The 21,465-nt window shown below is 37.6% G+C and carries 21 protein-coding genes; 18 read left to right on the forward strand and 3 right to left on the reverse strand.

All coding sequences use genetic code 11. The features are described 5' to 3' along the window. Window positions 1-100: 100 nt before the first annotated feature. From lepA to mtaB, 9 genes are all read left to right on the forward strand, one after another. Window positions 101-1,936, forward strand: a complete 1,836-nt coding sequence (lepA, locus tag LCM23_RS04885) for a translation elongation factor 4 (protein WP_224935932.1) — start codon at window positions 101-103, stop codon at window positions 1,934-1,936. Between the two features lie 186 nt (window positions 1,937-2,122). Next, window positions 2,123-3,256, forward strand: a complete 1,134-nt coding sequence (gene hemW / locus LCM23_RS04890) for a radical SAM family heme chaperone HemW (RefSeq protein ID WP_224935933.1) — start codon at window positions 2,123-2,125, stop codon at window positions 3,254-3,256. A gap of 262 nt (window positions 3,257-3,518) precedes the next feature. After that, a complete protein-coding gene (gene hrcA / locus LCM23_RS04895) occupies window positions 3,519-4,550 on the forward strand; it encodes a heat-inducible transcriptional repressor HrcA (RefSeq protein WP_095372507.1) in 1,032 nt (343 codons plus the stop codon). A gap of 82 nt (window positions 4,551-4,632) precedes the next feature. Then, window positions 4,633-5,226, forward strand: coding sequence for a nucleotide exchange factor GrpE (gene grpE, locus LCM23_RS04900; protein WP_224935934.1), 594 nt, complete (start codon window positions 4,633-4,635; stop codon window positions 5,224-5,226). Between the two features lie 29 nt (window positions 5,227-5,255). Then, window positions 5,256-7,091, forward strand: a complete 1,836-nt coding sequence (gene dnaK, locus LCM23_RS04905) for a molecular chaperone DnaK (protein ID WP_095372509.1) — start codon at window positions 5,256-5,258, stop codon at window positions 7,089-7,091. 562 nt (window positions 7,092-7,653) lie between these two features. Continuing rightward, entirely contained in the window at window positions 7,654-8,775 is a 1,122-nt protein-coding gene (gene dnaJ, locus LCM23_RS04910) for a molecular chaperone DnaJ (protein WP_224935935.1), read from the forward strand. Window positions 8,776-8,797: 22 nt separating this feature from the next. After that, entirely contained in the window at window positions 8,798-9,736 is a 939-nt protein-coding gene (prmA, locus tag LCM23_RS04915; RefSeq protein ID WP_224935936.1) for a 50S ribosomal protein L11 methyltransferase, read from the forward strand. Window positions 9,737-9,794: 58 nt separating this feature from the next. Then, complete coding sequence (locus LCM23_RS04920; protein ID WP_224935937.1) at window positions 9,795-10,541, forward strand: 16S rRNA (uracil(1498)-N(3))-methyltransferase; 747 nt, start codon at window positions 9,795-9,797, stop codon at window positions 10,539-10,541. 6 nt (window positions 10,542-10,547) lie between these two features. Next, entirely contained in the window at window positions 10,548-11,891 is a 1,344-nt protein-coding gene (mtaB, locus tag LCM23_RS04925; RefSeq protein WP_095372512.1) for a tRNA (N(6)-L-threonylcarbamoyladenosine(37)-C(2))-methylthiotransferase MtaB, read from the forward strand. A 135-nt stretch (window positions 11,892-12,026) separates the two neighbouring features. Here mtaB and LCM23_RS04930 read toward each other — a convergent pair whose 3' ends face one another. Beyond that, window positions 12,027-12,455: a hypothetical protein gene (locus LCM23_RS04930; protein WP_224935938.1), complete on the reverse strand. Its 429-nt coding sequence runs from the start codon at window positions 12,453-12,455 to the stop codon at window positions 12,027-12,029. A gap of 6 nt (window positions 12,456-12,461) precedes the next feature. After that, window positions 12,462-12,662: a helix-turn-helix transcriptional regulator gene (locus tag LCM23_RS04935; protein WP_455738024.1), complete on the reverse strand. Its 201-nt coding sequence runs from the start codon at window positions 12,660-12,662 to the stop codon at window positions 12,462-12,464. 298 nt (window positions 12,663-12,960) lie between these two features. On the opposite strand from LCM23_RS04935, the gene deoC reads away from it, so the two are divergent. Then, on the forward strand, window positions 12,961-13,632 hold the full coding sequence (gene deoC, locus LCM23_RS04940; RefSeq protein ID WP_224935939.1) for a deoxyribose-phosphate aldolase: 672 nt from the start codon (window positions 12,961-12,963) through the stop codon (window positions 13,630-13,632). Window positions 13,633-13,713: 81 nt separating this feature from the next. Here deoC and LCM23_RS04945 read toward each other — a convergent pair whose 3' ends face one another. Further along, a complete protein-coding gene (locus LCM23_RS04945; RefSeq protein ID WP_095372516.1) occupies window positions 13,714-14,640 on the reverse strand; it encodes a Na/Pi symporter in 927 nt (308 codons plus the stop codon). A 228-nt stretch (window positions 14,641-14,868) separates the two neighbouring features. Between LCM23_RS04945 and rpsU the strand changes: the two genes are divergently transcribed. The 8 genes from rpsU (at window position 14,869) to LCM23_RS04985 (ending at window position 21,195) form a co-directional block, all read left to right on the forward strand. Then, window positions 14,869-15,042, forward strand: coding sequence for a 30S ribosomal protein S21 (gene rpsU, locus LCM23_RS04950; protein ID WP_066201342.1), 174 nt, complete (start codon window positions 14,869-14,871; stop codon window positions 15,040-15,042). A 16-nt stretch (window positions 15,043-15,058) separates the two neighbouring features. Further along, window positions 15,059-15,502 (forward strand): GatB/YqeY domain-containing protein, encoded by a 444-nt coding sequence (locus LCM23_RS04955; RefSeq protein WP_095372517.1) that lies wholly within the window; start codon window positions 15,059-15,061, stop codon window positions 15,500-15,502. A 221-nt stretch (window positions 15,503-15,723) separates the two neighbouring features. Then, entirely contained in the window at window positions 15,724-17,040 is a 1,317-nt protein-coding gene (locus LCM23_RS04960; protein WP_224935940.1) for an NfeD family protein, read from the forward strand. A gap of 24 nt (window positions 17,041-17,064) precedes the next feature. Further along, window positions 17,065-18,060, forward strand: coding sequence for a flotillin-like protein FloA (gene floA, locus LCM23_RS04965; protein ID WP_095372519.1), 996 nt, complete (start codon window positions 17,065-17,067; stop codon window positions 18,058-18,060). A gap of 43 nt (window positions 18,061-18,103) precedes the next feature. Then, entirely contained in the window at window positions 18,104-18,610 is a 507-nt protein-coding gene (locus tag LCM23_RS04970; protein WP_224935941.1) for a hypothetical protein, read from the forward strand. Between the two features lie 73 nt (window positions 18,611-18,683). Then, the gene (yqfC, locus tag LCM23_RS04975; RefSeq protein WP_095372521.1) at window positions 18,684-18,968 is read left to right on the forward strand and encodes a sporulation protein YqfC; all 285 of its coding nucleotides are present in this window, start codon (window positions 18,684-18,686) and stop codon (window positions 18,966-18,968) included. Window positions 18,969-19,042: 74 nt separating this feature from the next. Beyond that, a complete protein-coding gene (gene yqfD / locus LCM23_RS04980; RefSeq protein WP_224935942.1) occupies window positions 19,043-20,236 on the forward strand; it encodes a sporulation protein YqfD in 1,194 nt (397 codons plus the stop codon). Continuing rightward, the gene (locus LCM23_RS04985) at window positions 20,233-21,195 is read left to right on the forward strand and encodes a PhoH family protein (protein WP_224935943.1); all 963 of its coding nucleotides are present in this window, start codon (window positions 20,233-20,235) and stop codon (window positions 21,193-21,195) included. Before yqfD ends, LCM23_RS04985 begins: the two co-directional genes overlap by 4 nt. Window positions 21,196-21,465: the final 270 nt, after the last annotated feature.

Genomic DNA, 21,465 nt, shown 5'->3' on the forward strand with positions numbered 1-21,465 from the left:
TTTGTGCAGCCAGACAATTAGTGTACTTACTAGTGAAAACTGTTGTGAACCATACACATATGTGTGATTTGCGCTTTTATATAGGAGTGAAGAAAGTTACATGAACAGAGAAGAGAGACTGAATAGGCAATCTAGGATCCGTAATTTTTCCATTATTGCTCATATTGACCATGGGAAATCTACGTTGGCTGACCGTATTTTGGAAAAAACAAATGCACTTACTGCGCGGGAAATGAAAGACCAGCTCCTAGATTCTATGGATTTAGAGAGAGAACGTGGCATTACGATTAAATTAAATTCTGTACAACTCAAATATAAAGCTAAGGATGGAGAAATATATACCTTCCATCTAATTGATACGCCAGGGCACGTCGATTTTACATATGAAGTGTCCAGAAGTTTAGCTGCATGTGAGGGTGCAGTATTAGTCGTTGATGCTGCTCAAGGAATAGAGGCGCAAACGTTAGCTAATGTATACTTAGCATTAGATAATGATTTAGAAATATTACCTGTTATTAATAAAATAGATTTACCTAGTGCCGATCCAGAGCGTGTGAGAAATGAAGTGGAAGAAGTCATTGGACTCGATGCTTCTGAAGCTGTTTTAGCATCTGCCAAAGCGGGAATTGGGATTGAAGATATTCTAGAGCAAGTGGTAGAAAAGGTTCCGGCACCTACTGGAGATCCCGATGCGCCTCTTAAAGCGTTAATATTCGATTCGTTATATGATGCTTATCGTGGGGTTGTTGCTTATATCCGCGTCGTGGATGGAACGGTTAAAGTAGGCGACAAAGTTAAAATGATGGCTACTGGCAAAGAGTTCGAAGTGACCGAGGTAGGCGTATTTACACCTAAATCGACACCGATGGACGAGCTTTCCGTTGGAGATGTTGGTTTCTTAACAGCAGCAATTAAAAATGTAGGCGATACACGTGTTGGTGACACGATTACAAGTGCAAAGAATGGTGCAACAGATCCGTTACCTGGTTATCGTAAACTGAATCCGATGGTCTATTGTGGACTTTATCCGATTGATAGTGCGAAGTTCAATGATTTACGTGAAGCACTTGAAAAACTTGAACTGAATGATTCTGCTCTTCAGTACGAGCCTGAGACTTCCCAGGCGCTTGGATTTGGATTCCGTTGTGGATTTTTAGGTTTATTGCATATGGAGATTATTCAAGAAAGAATTGAGCGCGAATTTAAGATTGATTTGATTACAACTGCACCAAGTGTAATCTATGATGTTATGCTAACAGATGGGACAGAGTTGAAAGTTGATAACCCATCAGATATGCCGGATGCACAAAAAATTGACAGAGTAGAAGAACCGTATGTAAAAGCAACGATGATGGCACCAAATGAATATGTTGGGGCGATTATGGAACTGTGTCAATTGAAACGAGGCAATTTCATTGATATGCAATATATGGATGAATCTCGCGTGAATATTATATATGAGATCCCTTTATCAGAAATTGTTTATGACTTTTTTGATCAATTAAAATCAAATACAAAAGGATATGCGTCTTTTGATTATGAATTAATCGGTTATCGCCCATCCAAGCTAGTGAAAATGGATATTTTATTAAATGCAGAGAAGGTTGATGCATTGAGCTTTATTGTTCATAGTGACTTTGCTTATGAACGAGGAAAAGTGATAGTTGAAAAATTAAAAGAACTTATTCCGCGTCAACAGTTTGAAGTCCCTATTCAAGCAGCAGTTGGACAAAAGATAATTGCTCGTTCAACAATAAAAGCGATGCGCAAAAATGTCCTTGCAAAATGTTATGGTGGAGATATTTCCCGTAAAAGAAAATTGCTTGAAAAGCAAAAAGAAGGGAAAAAACGCATGAAGCAAGTGGGGTCGGTTGAAGTACCGCAAGAAGCATTTATGGCTGTATTAAAAATGGATGATAATAATACAAAGAAATAAAATAAATTGCTTTATTAGGATAGGTTAGGTATGCTTTCCCATAGGCGTATCCTAGCCTATTTTTTTCCGTTTTATATTTTAAAATAGAGGCAAAAACAAAGAGACTATAATTGGAAAGTCTCAAGGATTGTTTTTGCTAGACTCATCACTAGATGAGAAACCTAAAAAAGTAAGGTTGTGAAAGTAATGATTCAAGCGGCATACCTTCATATACCGTTTTGTGAGCATATCTGTCACTATTGTGATTTTAATAAAGTGTTCTTAAAGGGACAACCAGTAGATGAGTATCTACAATATTTAGATAAAGAAATGGAAATTACGATGAACAGCAGCGACTACGCTCCTTTTAAGACTATATTTGTCGGAGGAGGTACACCGACTGCTTTGAATGAAAAGCAACTGGCAACTTTTCTAGAGTCAATTCGCAAAAGATTACCTCTTGCTGGACAGTATGAGTTTACGTTTGAAGCTAATCCAGGTGACTTGTCATACGAAAAACTTAAGCTTTTGTATGATTATGGGGTCAATCGATTAAGCTTAGGTGTACAAACATTTAATGATCAATTGTTAGAGAAAATTGGTAGAGTACATCGGGCGAAAGATGTATACCAGTCAGTGGAATCAGCAAAAAAAGCTGGCTTTAAAAATATGAGTATAGATCTTATTTATAGCTTGCCTACTCAAACGATGGCAGACTTTCAAGAAACTTTAACCACTTCCTTTCAATTAGATGTTCAGCATTATTCTGCTTATTCTCTCATCATAGAGCCAAAAACAGTATTTTATAACCTTATGCGCAAAGGTAAACTTCATACTCCTGGGGAGGATGTTGAGGCAGCCATGTATGAGTTATTGATGGAAAAAATGAAAGAGAATGGCTTTGAGCAGTATGAAATTAGTAATTTTTCTAAACCTGGCTTTGAAAGTAAACATAATTTGACCTATTGGAATAATGAAGCTTATTTTGGGTTTGGTGCTGGTGCCCATAGCTATGTGGAAGGTTATCGTCGCTCGAATTACGGTCCTTTAAAAAAATATATGGAGCCATTAGATCAAAATGAGTTGCCTATTATGGATAAACATGAAGTGACGAAGAAGGAGAAAATGGAAGAAGAAATGTTTCTTGGACTTCGTAAAACACAAGGTGTTTCGATGAAAGCTTTTAAGGATAAATACGATATAGAAATCATGGAAATATTTCGTGAAGAATTACTGGCACATGAACAGAAGTCATTACTAGAAATAAAAGGTGATTCGATTCAATTAACAAAGCAAGGCCGACTGTTAGGCAATGAAGTTTTTCAATCATTTATTAAATGATTAAAACGGTAAAAGCTACCGCTCTATTTCGTTAATCAGGTGATACGTAGAAAGAAGCAAAATATGTTGAAATCATTGTATTCTAAACAATGATTAAACGAGTGGTACATTCAACATTCTTTCTTGAATGATGGTTTGTTGTCTTTCTTTTAATAATTATGATGGAGATAAGGCGCAAATGATTGACACTCGCTCCTAGATTTGATAATTTATTATTAGATTTAGCACTCATTAAATGAGAGTGCTAACAGAGGTGATTACTGTGTTAACAGATCGTCAATTGTTGATATTCCAAGTGATTGTTGATGATTTTATTCAGACGGCACAGCCGGTTGGCTCAAGAACATTATCTAAGAAAGATGAAATTTCTTTTAGCTCGGCGACAATTAGGAATGAAATGGCTGATTTAGAGGAGCTTGGTTTTTTAGAAAAAACACATACCTCATCAGGACGAATACCTTCTGAGAAGGGGTATAGATACTATGTCGACCATCTTTTATCCCCACAGCGACTAAATAAACGTGAAGTAGTACAAATGAAAAGTATTTTCAGTGATAAAATGTACGAATTAGAAAAAATTGTGCAAAAATCAGCTAAAATCCTTTCAGAAATGACGAATTACACTTCGATCGTTTTAGGTCCGGCAGTGAAGGAGAATAGGTTAAAAAGAATTCAAATCGTTCCATTGAATGATCACACAGCCATTGCAATTATTGTGACAGATACTGGGCATGTGGAAAATAGAATGTTTCATTTTCCTGAATCTATGAACCCAGCAGATATTGAAATGATGGTAAATATTTTAAATGATCGTTTAGTGGGTGTACCAATTGAACATCTGAATCAAACGATTTATAAAGAAGTTGCCATCGTTTTACGCCAGCATATCCAACATTATGACTTTCTTTACCACTCAATTATTGATACGATTCAAATGCCTGCAAATGAGAAATTGTTCTTTGGTGGGAAAACGAATATATTAAGTCAACCCGAGTTTCATGATATAGACAAGGTAAAAGACTTACTTTATATGATTGAGCAGGAAGAAGGAATATATGATTTAATACGTAATCATTCCTCAGGTATACGAGTGAAAATCGGTACCGAAAATAAAAATTCTGCGATGGATAATTGTAGTTTAATTACCGCAAGCTATTCTATTGGTGCAGAACAATTGGGGACGATTGCTATATTAGGACCAACCAGAATGGAATATTCCAGAGTCATTAGTTTGCTACAATTTTTAAGTAAAGGCTTATCTTATGAGTTGACAAGGCTGTATCAAAACGAATAACCCTGGAAATATTGAATAAGGGTGGAATTCGCTTCCACCCCTTTAACTATGAATCCAATAGCATTTAAGGGAGGTGAAAAAGTTGGCAGAAGAAAAAGAGACTCTACAAGAAGAGGTAAACAAATCCGAGCAAGAAAACATTCAACCAGAAGAAGTTTTTGGTGAAGCTGCTGACACTCAATCTGAAGGTGAATCATCTGAGGTAAATAGTGAGGTTTCTGCGCTGGAAGCTAAGGTGGCAGAGCTTGAGAAAAAGGTGGAAGAGGCCGATAATCGTTATTTAAGATTACAAGCTGATTTTGATAATAGCAGACGTCGTGCGAAATTAGATCGTGAAGCGTCTGAAAAATATAGAGCGCAAAGCTTAGTATCAGATTTATTACCAGCCCTTGATAACTTTGAAAGAGCACTACAATCTAATTCAGACGATAGTAGCGTGCAATCATTGCTACAAGGAATGGAAATGGTTTATCGCAGTTTAATCGAGGCGTTGAAAAAAGAAGGCGTTGAACAGATTGAAGCTGTAGGCCAAGTATTTGACCCTCAATTCCATCAAGCTGTAATGCAGGTGGAAGAAGAAGGCTACGATTCTAATGTAGTCGTTGAAGAATTTCAAAAAGGTTATTTACTGAAAGACCGTGTCATTCGACCGGCAATGGTTAAAGTAAATCAATAACTACATATTATGTAATGGAGGTATAGATCATGGGCAAAATTATTGGTATTGACTTAGGAACAACAAATTCATGTGTTGCCGTGCTTGAGGGCGGTGAAGCAAAGGTAGTTCCAAATCCTGAAGGAAATAGAACAACTCCATCAGTTGTTTCTTTCAAAAATGGTGAACGTCAAGTAGGGGAAGTAGCTAAACGACAAGCAATTACGAACCCGAATACAATTATTTCAATTAAACGCCATATGGGAACAGATTATAAAGTAGAAGCAGAAGGTAAAGAGCTTTCTCCACAAGAAGTTTCTGCAGCTATCCTTCAATACTTAAAAGGCTATGCTGAGGATTATCTTGGAGAAACAGTTGATAAAGCTGTTATCACTGTTCCTGCTTATTTTAATGATGCTGAGCGTCAAGCAACAAAAGATGCAGGTAAAATTGCGGGGTTAGAAGTTGAACGTATCATTAACGAACCAACTGCTGCCGCACTTGCTTACGGTATGGATAAAACGGACGAAGATCAAACGATTTTAGTATATGACCTTGGTGGTGGTACTTTCGACGTCTCTATCCTTGAATTAGGAGATGGCGTATTTGAAGTAAAAGCAACTGCAGGTGATAATCGACTAGGTGGAGATGACTTTGACCAAGTGATCATTGACTACTTAGTGGAACAATTCAAAAAAGAAAATGGTATTGATTTAGCTAAAGATAAAATGGCTCTTCAACGTTTGAAAGATGCAGCTGAAAAAGCGAAAAAAGATCTTTCAGGTGTTACTTCTACGCAAGTTTCTTTACCATTTATCACAGCAGGTGAAGCTGGACCACTTCACTTAGAAGTTACTTTATCAAGAGCAAAATTTGATGAGCTTTCTGCAGATTTAGTTGAACGCACAATGGGGCCAACTCGCCAAGCGTTAAAAGATGCTGACCTTTCTCCATCAGAAATTGATAAAGTCATTCTTGTTGGTGGTTCTACACGTATTCCAGCTGTACAAGAAGCGATTAAGAAAGAAACAGGTAAAGACCCACATAGAGGGGTAAACCCTGATGAAGTCGTAGCGATGGGAGCTGCCATTCAAGGTGGTGTCATCACTGGTGATGTGAAAGACGTTGTTTTACTTGACGTAACTCCACTTTCACTAGGTATTGAAACAATGGGTGCGGTTTTCACGAAGCTGATTGAACGTAATACAACAATCCCAACATCTAAATCACAAGTATTCTCTACAGCTGCTGATAACCAATCTGCTGTTGATATCCATGTACTTCAAGGTGAACGTCCAATGGCACAAGATAATAAAACATTAGGTCGTTTCCAATTAGGAGATATTCCACCAGCACCACGTGGTGTACCACAAATTGAAGTATCATTTGATATCGATAAAAACGGTATTGTTAATGTTCGTGCGAAGGATCTTGGCACAAATAAAGAACAAGCTATTACAATCAAATCTTCAACAGGTCTTTCAGATGAAGAAATCGATCGTATGGTGAAAGAAGCTGAAGATAATGCAGAAGCGGATAAACAACGTAAAGAAGAAGTTGAACTTCGCAATGAAGCAGATCAATTAGTTTTCACTACTGAAAAAACATTAAAAGATCTTGAAGGTAAAGTAGAAGAAGCAGAAGTGACAAAAGCAAATGAAGCGAAGGATGAATTGAAAGCTGCCATTGAAAAAGGTGACTTAGAAGACATTCGCACGAAAAAAGATGCACTTCAAGAAATCGTTCAAGCTTTGACTATGAAGTTATATGAAGAAGCACAACAACAAGCACAAGCAGCTCAAGGTGCAGAAGGCGATGCATCTAAAAAAGCAGACGATAATGTGGTAGATGCAGAGTACGAAGAAGTAGAAGACGATAAAAAATAATTTTAAAGTCCTAACAAAAGTCAAAGTCAGGTATTACTTGGCTTTGGCTTTATTTTTGCATTAAAAGTTCATTATTTAGGTGACATTCGTTTTAGAAATAAGAAGTAAGGAAGCAATCGTCAGCTTACTTCTTATTTCTAAACTATAAACCACACTTTGTTAATGAAAAGAACATAAAATAGTCATAAAAATCATGTATCCTCACCCGTAGAGGTGAAATAAAGTGGACGAACTGCTTTCGCTTTTTTATTGTCTAGCTGCAGGTGCCATCGGCTCGATGTCATAAGCCAATCCGCCAAAAAGGTTAAAGAACAACCTTCTGTCGGCTCGTCTTATGCTTGTCGCCGATAAGCGGGCACTCCGCTTTTCTTATTGTCTAGCTGTAGCGGCATGGAGCTCGGGGTCATAAGTCAAAGCTGTCTATGAGGTAAGAACAACCTCATAGCCAACTTCGCCTAATGCTTGTCGCTCCAGAGCAAGCCGCTTCGCTTTTCTTATTGCCTTTTGGGTTGGTGGGATGATACAATTATTTTTATGTGAAATGGATCGGGGAGTGGTAATCATGGATAAAAGAGATTACTATGAAGTCCTTGGCGTAAGTAAAGGTGCGTCTAAGGATGAAATAAAGAAAGCATACAGAAAATTATCGAAGAAGTATCATCCGGATATTAATAAAGAACCGGGTGCGGATGAAAAGTTTAAAGAAGTGAAAGAAGCTTATGAAGTATTGAGTGATGATCAGAAAAAAGCTCATTACGATCAATTTGGACATACAGATCCAAACCAAGGTTTTGGTGGTGGAGGTGGCTTCGAAGGCTTTGGTGGCTTTGAAGATATCTTCAGTTCTTTCTTTGGTGGAGGATCAAGAAGAAGAGATCCGAATGCACCGCGCCAAGGTGCTGATTTGCAATATAATATGACGGTATCTTTCGAAGATGCTGCTTTTGGTAAAGATACTGAAATTGAAATTCCACGTGAAGAAACATGTGAAACATGTGATGGTTCAGGCGCGAAACCAGGGACGAAACCTGAAACGTGTAAACATTGTCATGGTTCCGGTCAATTAAATGTAGAGCAAAATACACCGTTTGGTAAGATTGTCAACCGTCGTGTATGTAATTATTGTAATGGTACAGGCAAAGAGATTAAACATAAATGTTCGACATGTGGTGGCGACGGTAAAGTGAAAAAACGTCGCAAAATCAGTGTGAAAATTCCAGCAGGTATTGATGATGGTCAGCAACTTCGTGTATCTTCTCAAGGGGAACCTGGTGTAAACGGTGGACCAGCAGGTGATTTATATGTTGTTTTCCACGTCCGTGCACATGAGTTCTTCGAGAGGGATGGCGACGATATTTATTGTGAAATGCCAGTTACATTTGTGCAGGCTGCACTTGGGGATGAAGTGGAAGTTCCAACACTTCACGGCAAGGTTAAGCTCAAAGTACCAGCAGGAACACAGACAGGTACAAAATTCCGTCTTAAAGGAAAAGGTGTAGCTAATGTGAGAGGTTATGGCACTGGTGATCAACATATTATTGTTAGAGTGGTAACACCAACGAAGTTATCAGATAAACAAAGACAGCTATTAAATGAATTTGCAGAAGTGAGTGGCAAAGTACCTCAAGGTGAACAAGAAGATGGGTTTTTCTCAAAAGTAAAGCGTGCCTTTAAGGGTGAATAAGTGAAATGGAGTTGGTAGTAAGATGAAATGGTCAGAGATTAGTGTTCACACGGCGAACGAAGCAGTTGAGCCGATTTCAAATATTCTTCATGAAGCAGGTGCAAGTGGTGTAGTGATTGAAGATCCATTTGAATTGACGAAAGAACGAAGAGATCAATACGGCGAAATCTACCAGCTCGATCCACATGATTATCCAGAGGAAGGCGTAATCGTTAAAGCATATTTACCGATTAATAGCTTTTTAGGGGAAACAGTAGAAGAAATAAAGAATGCCATTAGTAACCTTTTATCGTTTAATATTGATATTGGTAAAAATGAGGTCAGTATTAGTGAAGTGAACGAAGAAGAGTGGGCGACTGCTTGGAAGAAGTACTATCACCCTGTAAAAATCTCTAAACGATTCACGATTGTCCCAACTTGGGAAGAATATACACCAGTAAGTAGTGATGAACTCATTATTGAATTGGACCCAGGAATGGCATTTGGAACAGGAACGCATCCAACAACAGTGATGTGTATTCAAGCACTAGAGCATATTGTTACATCTGGTGATCATATTATCGATGTGGGAACGGGATCAGGTGTACTCAGTATTGCTGGAGCGATGCTCGGTGCAGAGAATATTACTGCACTCGATTTGGATGAAGTCGCTGTACGTTCAGCAAAAATCAATATCAAGTTAAATAAAGTGCAGGATATTGTTGAGGTCTCTCAAGGTAATCTGTTAGATAATATTACTGTACAAGCTGAAGTAGTAGTTGCCAATATTTTAGCAGAAGTAATTGTAAGTTTTACAGATGATGTCGCGCAAGTGGTGAAACCAGGAGGTCATTTTATTGCTTCGGGCATTATTCAGCAGAAAAAACAAGCTGTCAAAGAGGCGATGATCTCAAGTGGTTTTGATATTGTTGAGACGATTCAAATGGAAGATTGGGTTGCCATTATAGGTAAAAAGCATTAATGTACTAGGGGGAGTCATGAATTCCCCCTATTTATTCGTTTAGTAAGGGGTTATATATATGCAACGATATTTTGTGAATCATAGAGAAAATAATCATTTTTTTATTACAGGTGATGATTATCACCACATTACCCGCGTAATGAGGATGAATGTAGGTGACGAAATTATTTGTGTAGACCCTGACGGAAAAGCAGCTCAATGTAAACTGGTTAACATTACCTCTGAAGTGGTAGAGTTAGAAGTTGTACAATGGATAGAGAAAAATGTCGAATTACCTATTGATGTTACCATTGTGAGCGGATTGCCTAAAGGGGATAAGCTCGAATGGATAATACAAAAAGGCACCGAACTTGGCGCCCATCGGTTTATCCCTTTTATGTCAGCTCGTTCCATTGTAAAGTTAGACGAAAAAAAGGCGAATAAAAAGAAAGATCGTTGGCAAAAGATCGCTAAAGAAGCGGCCGAGCAGTCTCATCGTATCATAGTACCACATGTGTATGGACCACAGTCCTTACAGCAGTTACTAGAAATAAGTAAAAATTATGATTATAAATGTGTCGCTTATGAAGAAAGCAGTAAACAAGGTGAATCATCAGCTTTTCACCAAGTACTCAAGGGGATGTCCCGGGGAGACTCTTTATTATTTATATTTGGGCCAGAAGGTGGCCTGACGGAGAAAGAAATAACACTTTTAGAGGATGAAGGGTTTATTTCTTGTGGATTAGGACCAAGAATATTAAGAACTGAAACAGCACCTTCCTATGTACTTTCAGCTGTTTCTTATCATTTTGAATTAATGGAGTGAAGATATATGCCATCAGTAGCTTTTCATACACTTGGTTGTAAAGTAAACCATTATGAAACAGAAGCCATCTGGCAATTGTTTAAAGAAGAAGGATACGATCGTGTCGGTTTTGAATCTACCTCTGATGTGTATGTGATTAACACATGTACGGTTACGAATACTGGTGATAAAAAAAGCAGACAAGTCATTCGTAGAGCTATCCGGAAAAATCCGGACGCTGTCATTTGCGTAACAGGATGCTATGCCCAAACATCACCGGCAGAAATCATGGCCATTCCAGGTGTGGATGTTGTCGTTGGAACACAAGACAGGAAGAAAATGTTAGGGTATATTGAGCAATATAAAAGTGAACGTCAACCGATTAATGGTGTCGGTAATATTATGAAAAATCGGGTTTATGAGGAACTAGATGTTCCGGCCTTTACAGATAGGACACGTGCTTCATTAAAAATACAAGAAGGTTGTAATAACTTCTGCACTTTTTGTATCATTCCTTGGGCTCGTGGCTTAATGAGATCTAGAGATCCCAAAGAAGTGATTCATCAAGCACAACAATTAGTAGAAGCTGGTTACAAAGAAATTGTCTTAACCGGGATACATACTGGCGGTTATGGCGAGGATCTTAAGGATTATAATCTAGCTATGCTACTAAAGGATTTAGAAGAACAGGTTAAAGGCATTAAACGGATTCGTATATCCTCTATTGAGGCGAGTCAAATTACGGACGAAGTGATTGAAGTAATTAGAAACTCTAAAGTCGTTGTCCGTCATCTGCATATTCCGATTCAATCAGGGTCGGACACAGTATTAAAAAGAATGCGTCGAAAGTATACGATGGCGTTTTTCGCTGAACGTATTGAACGCTTAAAAGAAGCTTTACCTGGTTTAGCAGTTACGTCAGATGTCATTGTCGGTTTTCCTGGTGAGACAGAAGAAGAATTTATGGAGACGTATGATTTTATTAAAAAACATAAATTCTCAGAGCTGCATGTTTTTCCTTATTCAAGTAGAACAGGCACACCAGCAGCACGAATGACTGATCAAATTGATGAAGAAGTTAAGAATGAAAGAGTTCATCGCTTAATTCATTTATCTGATCAACTAGCGAAAGAGTACGCAAGTCGCTTTGAAGATGAAGTACTCGAGATCATCCCTGAAGAAAAATACAAAGATGCGCCAGACGGGAATTTGTATGTAGGCTATACGGATAATTACTTAAAAGTGATTGTCCCTGCAACAGAAGAGATGGTAGGTAAATTAGTCAAAGTAAAAATAACAAAAGCAGGTTATCCATATAACGAAGGGCAATTTATTCGTGTCATGGATGAGATGAAAGAAAAAGCAGTATAAATGATTAAAGCTGACCGTTCATTGACCGGTCAGCTTTTTTAACTGCTTTTTTATTCCGTAAGAAAAATAGTTGGGGTAAGGTAAATGGTGAATCTAGGAAAACGAATGGAACTCTAAGCAATCCTTGTTATTTTTTTATTCGGAGTCTTTATCTTGTCGTTTTTTTCTTAAGTAATAGATATAAATGATGGGAATTAGGCCACAAATAAATAGAATAACACCCACAATTACTCCATTGATGAGAGAAAATCCTTGTGTGAGAGATACAAAAAAACCAACAATGGTTGTAATGAGAATAAGAATTATTAATGAAATAATTAGATTTTTCAGGGGGTTCATTTTATTATCTTCATGGTCTGCACTAATACTCATTGATAAATAGGCTGAAACAACTGCGGTAATTATAAATACTGTCCATAGTGGGTTTTTTCTCATTTCGTCTAACCCACTTGTAACTAAGTCATAACCTAAAATTCCAAGAATTCCAATGGTCTGGATGATAAATGCAATACGTATATTTTTTAAATTTTGTAGAACTAAGCGTTCATCTGTGATTTTTTTCATCTATTATCAGCCTCCTTTTTCTATCCAAAATACTTCATCTAATGTTTTATTAACTGCGTTACATATATCCAGACATAACTTGAGAGAAGGATTATACTTACCCTTCTCAATTAAACTGATAGTTTGGCGAGTAACACCTATCTTTTCTGCAAGTTGCTGTTGTGTTAAATTTACTTGTATACGAGAAATCTTAACCTTATTATCCAAATATTGTATCACTCCTTTTATAAATTGTAACATATATTTTACATTATTCAATATATATATTACATGTATAATAGCTTCTCAATCTAAGGATAATAAAAGTCCTGGGTATAAATAATGATCTTAACGTCTTGTAAAAGAGTCTTATTATTTTTTTGAACCTACACTAAAACAGTTTTTCTCATTTTACTAAAGAGAATCTCGATATTTCATTCATTAAATGATATGATAACAGAGGTACGGACAACTAGCAGAAGAAATTAAGTATAAAAGCATTTTATAAAAAAAGGAGATTTCATTGATGACAAATAATATAGCAAAAATGATTGATCATACATTATTGAAGGCTGATGCAACGGTTGAGCAAATTAATACTTTATGTAACGAGGCAAAAGAAAACGGTTTTGCTTCTGTATGTGTAAATCCAACATGGGTTTCACAAGCGGCTGAACTTCTACAGGGATCAGATGTGGCTGTTTGTACAGTCATTGGCTTCCCTTTAGGTGCATCGGATAAAGAAGTGAAATCTTTTGAAACAACACAAGCCATCAAACAAGGGGCTACAGAAGTTGATATGGTTATTAATATTGGCGCACTTAAAAGTGAGAAATTAGAAGTTGTGGAGGAGGATATCCGTGCAGTTGTGGAAGCGGCAGATGGCAAGGCTTTAACAAAAGTGATTATCGAAACTAGTTTGTTAACAGATGCTGAAAAAGTAATTGCATGTCAATTGGCTGTTAAAGCAGGAGCGGATTACGTTAAAACATCAACTGGTTTCTCAACTGGTGGCGCGACTGTTGCTGATGTGAAATTAATGAGAGAAACGGTAGGTCCCGATATTGGGGTCAAAGCTTCTGGTGGGGTTAGAAGTGCAGAAGATGCACAAGCAGTTATTGATGCTGGGGCGACAAGAATCGGCGCAAGCTCAGGCATTGCTATCGTAAATGGATTAACAGGTACAACAGATTATTAATCTAGTTGTTGAAAGAGAGGCGGACATTCTTCATGTTCGTCTCTCTTTTTAACTTTGGTGTGTATTAGCATAACACTATTCCTACTTTTTACGGTCATGTAGGCGAATAATCAAGTCACTGAAAGGTTTGGCAAAAGGTAGAACGAGAAGTGAAGTAATGACATTAAAAAGGACACCAACATGAGCAAGTTGCCTATCAATCTGGTCTGCTGAACCAATACCGAAATTTGTTAGCAGCTCAATAAATGGATAGAAGAGAAGAACACCTATGATATTCAACCAAATGTGAGCATAGGCAGTTAACTTTGCTTCTCTACGTCCACCGATACTGGCGAGATATGCGTCAGCGCACGTGCCGATGTTGGAACCAAGCATAATAGCAATCGCTGTACTAAGGTCCATCCCACCCGCTGTTAAAAATCCCATAAGAATACCTGTAGTGGCAGTACTTGACTGGATAATCGCAGTAAGAACAATACCGGTTATTACGGCTAATAATAGACTTTGATCTAATGTAATAAGAAAATCTTTTACCCATGGGGTTTCTTTAATGGTAAAAGCTAAATGTTCAAACCCCCTCATAGCAGCAAATACGCAAGCAATACCCATTAATCCAATGCCAATACTCTGAAAGGATCGCCTCCTGATGAATGCACATAACATGCCAATAATTGCAATCGGTAAAATAAAAGATTCTATATCGAAAGTAATTAACTCCGTTGTGATAGTTGTGCCAATGTTTGTCCCTAAAATAATACCAATCGTTTGGCGGAAAGTAAGTAAGTGAACGGCAACTAAACCAATGGTAATAATCATAACTGCGGAGCTACTCTGCATAATAGCAGTTAAGATAATGCCAACCATCATTCCTTTAAGAGGTGTATTTGTAAACTTAGTTAACCAGCGTTTAGTTGAATCTGCTGATAAATAGAATAGCCCTTTCCGCAATAAAGTCATGCCAAAAATAAAAACAGCAATCATTATTATAAAAATGAGTAATGAAGTCATGCTTTGTCCCTCCTACGAAAGCATATGGTGAAAAATGGAGGGACATGCATAGGAAGAATCAAAAAATTAAATAATAGAATAAATAAGACAAACGTACATTTATCTTTAAACAGCGAAAGACTAGGTGAAATACAGTTGACCTCACACCGCTGTTATATTATAATTGCAAAGTACATGGTATTCCATGTTGACATGTAAGTGTGTTGTGCTCGGAGGGAGGGAAAGAGAATGTCTAAAACCGTCGTTCGTAAAAACGAATCGCTTGAAGATGCTCTTCGTCGCTTCAAACGTTCAGTATCAAAAACTGGTACTTTGCAAGAAGCAAGAAAGCGCGAATTCTACGAAAAACCAAGTATCAAACGTAAGAAAAAGTCTGAAGCTGCAAGAAAGCGCAAGTTTTAAGAGAGGGTGTATGTAAGTGAGTCTTCTCGAGCGTTTAAATGAAGATATGAAACAAGCGATGAGGAACAAAGAAAAAGATAAGTTAACTGTGATTCGGATGATCAAAGCTTCATTGCAAAATGAGGCGATCAAGGAAGGAAAAGATCTTACCGAGGATCAGGAACTTACTGTCCTTTCTCGCGAAGTAAAGCAACGCAAGGATTCCCTCCATGAATTTGACAAGGCAGGTCGTGAAGATCTAGTTGAAAAAATTCGTACTGAATTACAGTACGTAGAGTTATATATGCCTGAGCAGCTCTCTGATGAAGAGGTATCTGCTATCGTCAAACAAACCATTGCCGATACAGGCGCTACATCGAAAGCTGAAATGGGTAAAGTGATGTCAGCCATTATGCCTAAGCTAAAAGGTAAGGCAGACGGTGCACTTATTAATAAACTTGTACAACAACACCTTTCATAAAAAGATGTACGGAAAGACCGGAGCTTTCGAGCTTACGGTCTTTTTATTTTTTCTAAAAGATGCCATACTAGGAGTAAGGTTTCTTTTATATATATTACATAGTCACACTTTTTACTTTATGTAATCATAATCAAAGTAAGTAAAGAAAAATGAAACCTTTTCACGCGTCAGCCGTATAACTATCATAGGTATTTCTGTAAAAGGGGGGAGGGGAGAAGAGAATGAGAAAAGCGACAATCATCCTTTCGTTTTTATGGGCAATTTTCGTCATGATGACACCGATCAGCAAGGCTGATAACGAGGTTGTGTATGTCGTACCAATAGAAGAGACTGTTGAAAAAGGATTGCATGCTTTTATCAATAGAGCGGTGACTACAGCTGAAGAAAATCAAGCAAGTGCGATTATTTTCGAAGTAAACACGCCTGGCGGTGAAGTAGAAGCGGCTAAGGAAATTGGCAGAGTATTAACATCTACAAATATTAAAACGATTTCATTTGTAAATAAACAAGCATTGTCTGCTGGTGCGTTTATTTCATTAAACATGGATGAGATTTATATGACGCCCGGGGCTACAATGGGATCGGCGGCGATTATCGATCAAGAAGGTAACACAGCTGATAAAAAAGCAGTTTCAGCATGGTTATCTGCAATGACTGCAGCTGCTGAACAAAGTGGGAGAAATCCAGAGATTGCTCAAGCAATGGCAGATGATTCAATCGATCTACCTGAATTAGGTGCACCAAAAGGAAAGTTATTGACATTAACTGCTAGTCAAGCAGACGAGGTGGAATATTCAGAAGGAACATTTGCTACGCAAGCAGAGCTTTTAGAACATTTAGGTTATGAAGATGCAGAAGTAAGGTCTATCGAGGAAAGTTTTTCTGAGAAATTGGCTAGATTTATTACACATCCAATCATCGTGCCTATTCTTCTTTCTATTGGAAGCATTGGATTACTGCTAGAGCTCTATTCTCCTGGTTTTGGTATTCCAGGTATAATGGGACTCACAGCTCTTGGTTTATTTTTCTATGGTCATATGGTTGCTGGATTTGCTGGGTATGAATCACTCATTGTATTTATTATTGGAATTGGGTTAATTATCGCAGAGTTTTTCCTCCCAGGTGGTATCGCCGGTGTGTTGGGGATTGCTGCAGTAATTGGGAGTTTATTCATGGCAGGTGCTGATGTGCAACAAATGGCAACCTCCATTATGATTGCGGCTATATTATCTATTGCGGTTTCTATTCTAATGGTAAAGGTGTTTGGTAAAAAAATGAAATTTTTCAAAAAACTAATCTTAAGCGATTCTACAAATACTGAAAGAGGATACATCTCAAATAAATCCCGTTCAGAGCTAATTGGAAAACAAGGGTATGCTTTAACAGGATTACGTCCATCAGGAACGATTGTCATTGAAAATGAAAGAATTGATGTCGTTAGTGAAGGTGGATTTATTAAAAAAGATGCAAAAGTGGAAGTCATAAAAGCAGAGGGCTCGAGAGTAGTCGTCCGTGAATTAACAAATTTAGATAAATAACCAAGTATTTTAGGAGGTAATTGAATGGAACCTATTTCTATTATGACGATCGTAATTGTGGTATTAGCAATTATTGCTCTTGCCATACTCTTCACATTCGTACCAGTTATGCTGTGGATCTCAGCATTAGCAGCAGGTGTTAAGGTAAGTATTTTCACCCTTATTGGAATGAGATTAAGACGAGTAATTCCAAGCCGCGTAATTAATCCATTAATTAAAGCACATAAAGCAGGATTAGAAGTTCATACCAATCAACTTGAAAGTCATTATTTGGCAGGTGGTAATGTAGATAGAGTAGTGAATGCTTTAATAGCAGCGCATCGTGCCAATATGGAATTAAGTTTTGAAAGAAGTGCGGCGATTGACCTAGCTGGTCGTGATGTACTTGAAGCAGTTCAAATGAGTGTTAATCCAAAAGTAATTGAAACACCGTTTATTTCTGGTGTAGCGATAAATGGTATCGAAGTGAAAGCAAAAGCAAAAATTACTGTAAGAGCCAATATTGACCGACTAGTCGGGGGTGCGGGAGAAGAAACAATCATTGCCCGTGTTGGTGAGGGGATTGTCTCTACAATTGGTTCTTCTACAAGGCATACAGAAGTATTGGAAAACCCAGACATGATCTCACAAACGGTCCTTGCTAAAGGGTTGGATGCCGGTACAGCATTTGAAATTTTATCCATTGATATAGCTGATGTGGACATCGGTAAAAACATTGGTGCAGAATTGCAAACAGAGCAAGCGGAAGCTGATAAAAATATTGCCCAAGCCAAAGCGGAAGAACGTCGTGCAATGGCTGTTGCCAAAGAGCAAGAGATGAAAGCGAAAGTAGAAGAGATGAGAGCGAAAGTTGTGGAAGCAGAATCTCAAGTTCCTTTAGCAATGGCAGATGCATTAAAAAGTGGCAATATTGGTGTGATGGATTATATGAATATCCAAAATATTGAAGCTGATACAGAAATGAGAGACTCGATTAGTAAAGTATCAGATGACTCAAAACAAGGGCCGAAGAAAGATTGAATGTCCTAATCGGACTCACCTCTAGAGGGGAGTGTTGTATCTCATGATTGATTTTTTGTTGGAAAATCCTTTATTATTGGTTTTTCTTATCGGGATCATTACTTCCTTATTTGGTAAGAAAGTAAATGACCAGCAGTCAGAAAAACAGAAGCAGCCACGTGGAAAGTCTGTCGAAGAGCAAGAAGAAGCTAGGCGTCAGATGATGCAGGATGCTGAGAAACAAGAAGAAGGGCCACCTGTTTATGATCGCAATGAAGAGAAGTTAAAACGCTACGCGAAGGCTACTATGCAAGAAGCTAGTGTAGAAGTCTCGGATCGTAAAAAAGAAGCAGAAGAGCGACTGGCCGATTTAAGAAAACAAAAAGAAGAAGCGCAAAAACGAGCAAGTGCCTTCCTTTCAGCAACAAAAAATAAAGATGTGGCCAATAACCATGTAGATCAACCTAGTATGAGAGTCTCTAATAAACAATTAGTTGACGCGGTTGTTTGGTCAGAAATCCTCGGACAACCGAGATCAAGGAACCCACATCGAACGATGAAAAGAAAATAAAATTTGCTGTTGAATTCAGTGCTAGAACCATCCTTTCTCTCATACATATGAGATGAAAGGGGGTTCTTTTTTTATGGCAAAAAAATGGGGAGAACGACTAAGAAGCTGGATGACTAAAAATATGGAACTTCCTCAAGATGTCATGATGGATTTGCCCCGCATTACTATGATTGGACAAATTCATATTTATATTGAGAACCACCGCGGCTTACTTGGTTTTTCAGATAAAGAAGTAAGGTTGTTATTAGAGCATGGTCAACTGCTCATTAAAGGGAATAACTTTGTCATTAAAACAATTATGCCTGAAGAAATATTATTGCAAGGAACAATTGATCAAGTTCTTTTTGTAGCTGAGTAAATTTGATGTGGGAAGGGTCGCTATTCTATTACAAGGTTAGCGATTTCCACCTGCTCAAATATGAGGAGGATAAGATGAAAAATCAATGGCTCTTTTTTTTAAAAGGAATCGTCACAGTTAGGACAAGCGGTAGAGGAAGTGAGAGGTTTTTAAATACTTTAACGAGAGCTGGTGTATCCATTTGGAATGTTAAAGCTCATGGAAGCCAAGTGCTTACATTTCAAATGAAATTAGAGGATTTACCGACTTTAAGACAATATGCAAGAAGTGCCGACTGCAAATTTGAGTTTGTCGGCCGCAAAGGATTGCCCTTCATGAAAAAGCGTATGCTACGGAATAGTGGATTCTTATTAGGGGCAATAGCTTTCTTAGTTGTAGTTATTTTGTTGTCAAATATGGTGTGGGGGATCGAAATTAAAGGAGCAAATCCAGCAACAGAATATAAGATGGAAAAAGAGTTAGAGAAAATTGGCGTAAAAAAAGGGAAGCTACAATTCTTTCTAGATACACCTGAAGGTATACAACGGTATTTAACTGAAAATGTGAATGAAATTACTTGGGTCGGTGTGGAGCTGAAAGGGACAACCTATCATCTTCAAGTGGTAGAAAAAAATGAACCAAAGAAGACAGAATTATTAAGTCCGCAGCATTTAGTGGCAAAGAAAAAAGGAACCATTGTTGGTATGTTTATTGAAGAGGGAGAAGCAAAGGCGAAAATTAATGACTTTGTAAAACCAGGTCAATTATTAGTTTCAGGCCTAATTGGAAATGATGAAAGAAAGAAGATAGTGCCTGCCAAAGGGGAAGTGTTAGCGGAAACGTGGTATAAAGCGAATGTAGCTTATCCATTAGAGAAAAAGTCCAAAGTATACACTGGTGATCAAAAAGTGAAACATATATTGGAGCTTGGTTCATTAAAAATTCCTATTTGGGGCTTTGGAAATATAGGTTTTGACCACTATGTAAAGGAAGAGGACAAGCGACAAGTTAAATTTCTAAAATGGGAGTTACCGATTGCAGTTACAAAAAACATCTACAGAGAAGCAGAAGAGATGACACAAGTTTATACAGAAAAAGAGGCGATTGTAGAAGCGAAGAAATTAGCTAGAAGTAAAATTAAAAAGCAGCTAGATGAAGATGCTACTATTAAAGGGGAAAATGTTTTGCACCAAACGATAGAGAATGGTAAAGTTAAATTATCAATACATTTCCAAATTATTGAGAATATTGCTGAGGAACAACCAATAATCCAAGGAGATAAAGAATGACAGAAGATTTAAAGACATTAAATGTACATTTCGAAAACCCAAATGAAGCCATTGCCCTATTAGGTAATGGTGACACAAATATTAAACTAATTGAACAACAGTTATCGGTATCAATTGTTACAAGAGGCGAATCTGTTTATGTCTCAGGTGAGAAAGAAACTGTGGCCATTGCAGGTGACGTAATTGAGCAACTTCTTTATGTTATTAGAAAAGGTATTCAAATTAGTGGTAGGGATATTATTTACGCATTAGAGATGGCAAGAAAGGGTACATTAGAATATTTCAAAGAACTTTATGAAGAAGAAATAATGAAAAATGCAAAAGGTAAATCGATCCGAGTTAAAACTTTAGGTCAGCGCCAATATATTATGGCTATGAGACAGAAAGATTTAGTTTTTGGTATTGGTCCTGCAGGAACGGGAAAAACCTACTTAGCTGTTGTAATGGCAGTGAATGCCCTTAAGAATGGACAAGTGAAAAAAATTATTCTTACTCGTCCAGCTGTAGAAGCAGGAGAGAGTTTAGGGTTTTTACCAGGAGACTTAAAGGAAAAGGTCGATCCGTATTTACGTCCTTTGTATGATGCGCTTCACGATATACTTGGAGCAGAGCATACAGAAAGGTTAATTGAAAGAGGAACAATTGAAATTGCCCCACTTGCTTATATGAGGGGACGTACGTTAGATGATGCTTATGTTATTTTAGATGAAGCGCAAAACGCAACACAAGCGCAAATGAAAATGTTCTTAACACGTTTAGGCTTTGGATCAAAAATGGTTATTACAGGTGACAAAAGCCAAATCGACCTACCTCGTGGGGCTAGATCGGGTCTCGTGGTAAGTGAACAAATATTAAATGGTGTTTCTGGAATTAGTTTTATTCATTTAGAACAAAGTGACGTTGTCAGACACCCACTTGTTGCAAAAATCATTCAAGCATACGAAGAAAATGCTGAATAAATGGCTGTTTTAGCAACACAATCAAGAACAAATTCTGCTTTTTGAATCAGAGTTTGTTCTTTTTTATCGTGAACGATGATTGGACTTTATGAGTGCCTTTAATCATACATGCTTATTAAAATAATCATACATGGGAAGAACTTGTAAGGTGAAATACTTAGGCAAAAAAGAGTGTATGTGACGATACCCAAAGGAATAATACTCGCTCTTTGTTGGATTTCATACGACAATCTCTTCAAGCTAGGATTGATTGTTATTTGGAGTATATGG

Origin of the sequence: Cytobacillus kochii (assembly GCF_020171845.1) — a bacterium.
GTDB lineage: Bacteria > Bacillota > Bacilli > Bacillales > Cytobacillaceae > Cytobacillus > Cytobacillus kochii.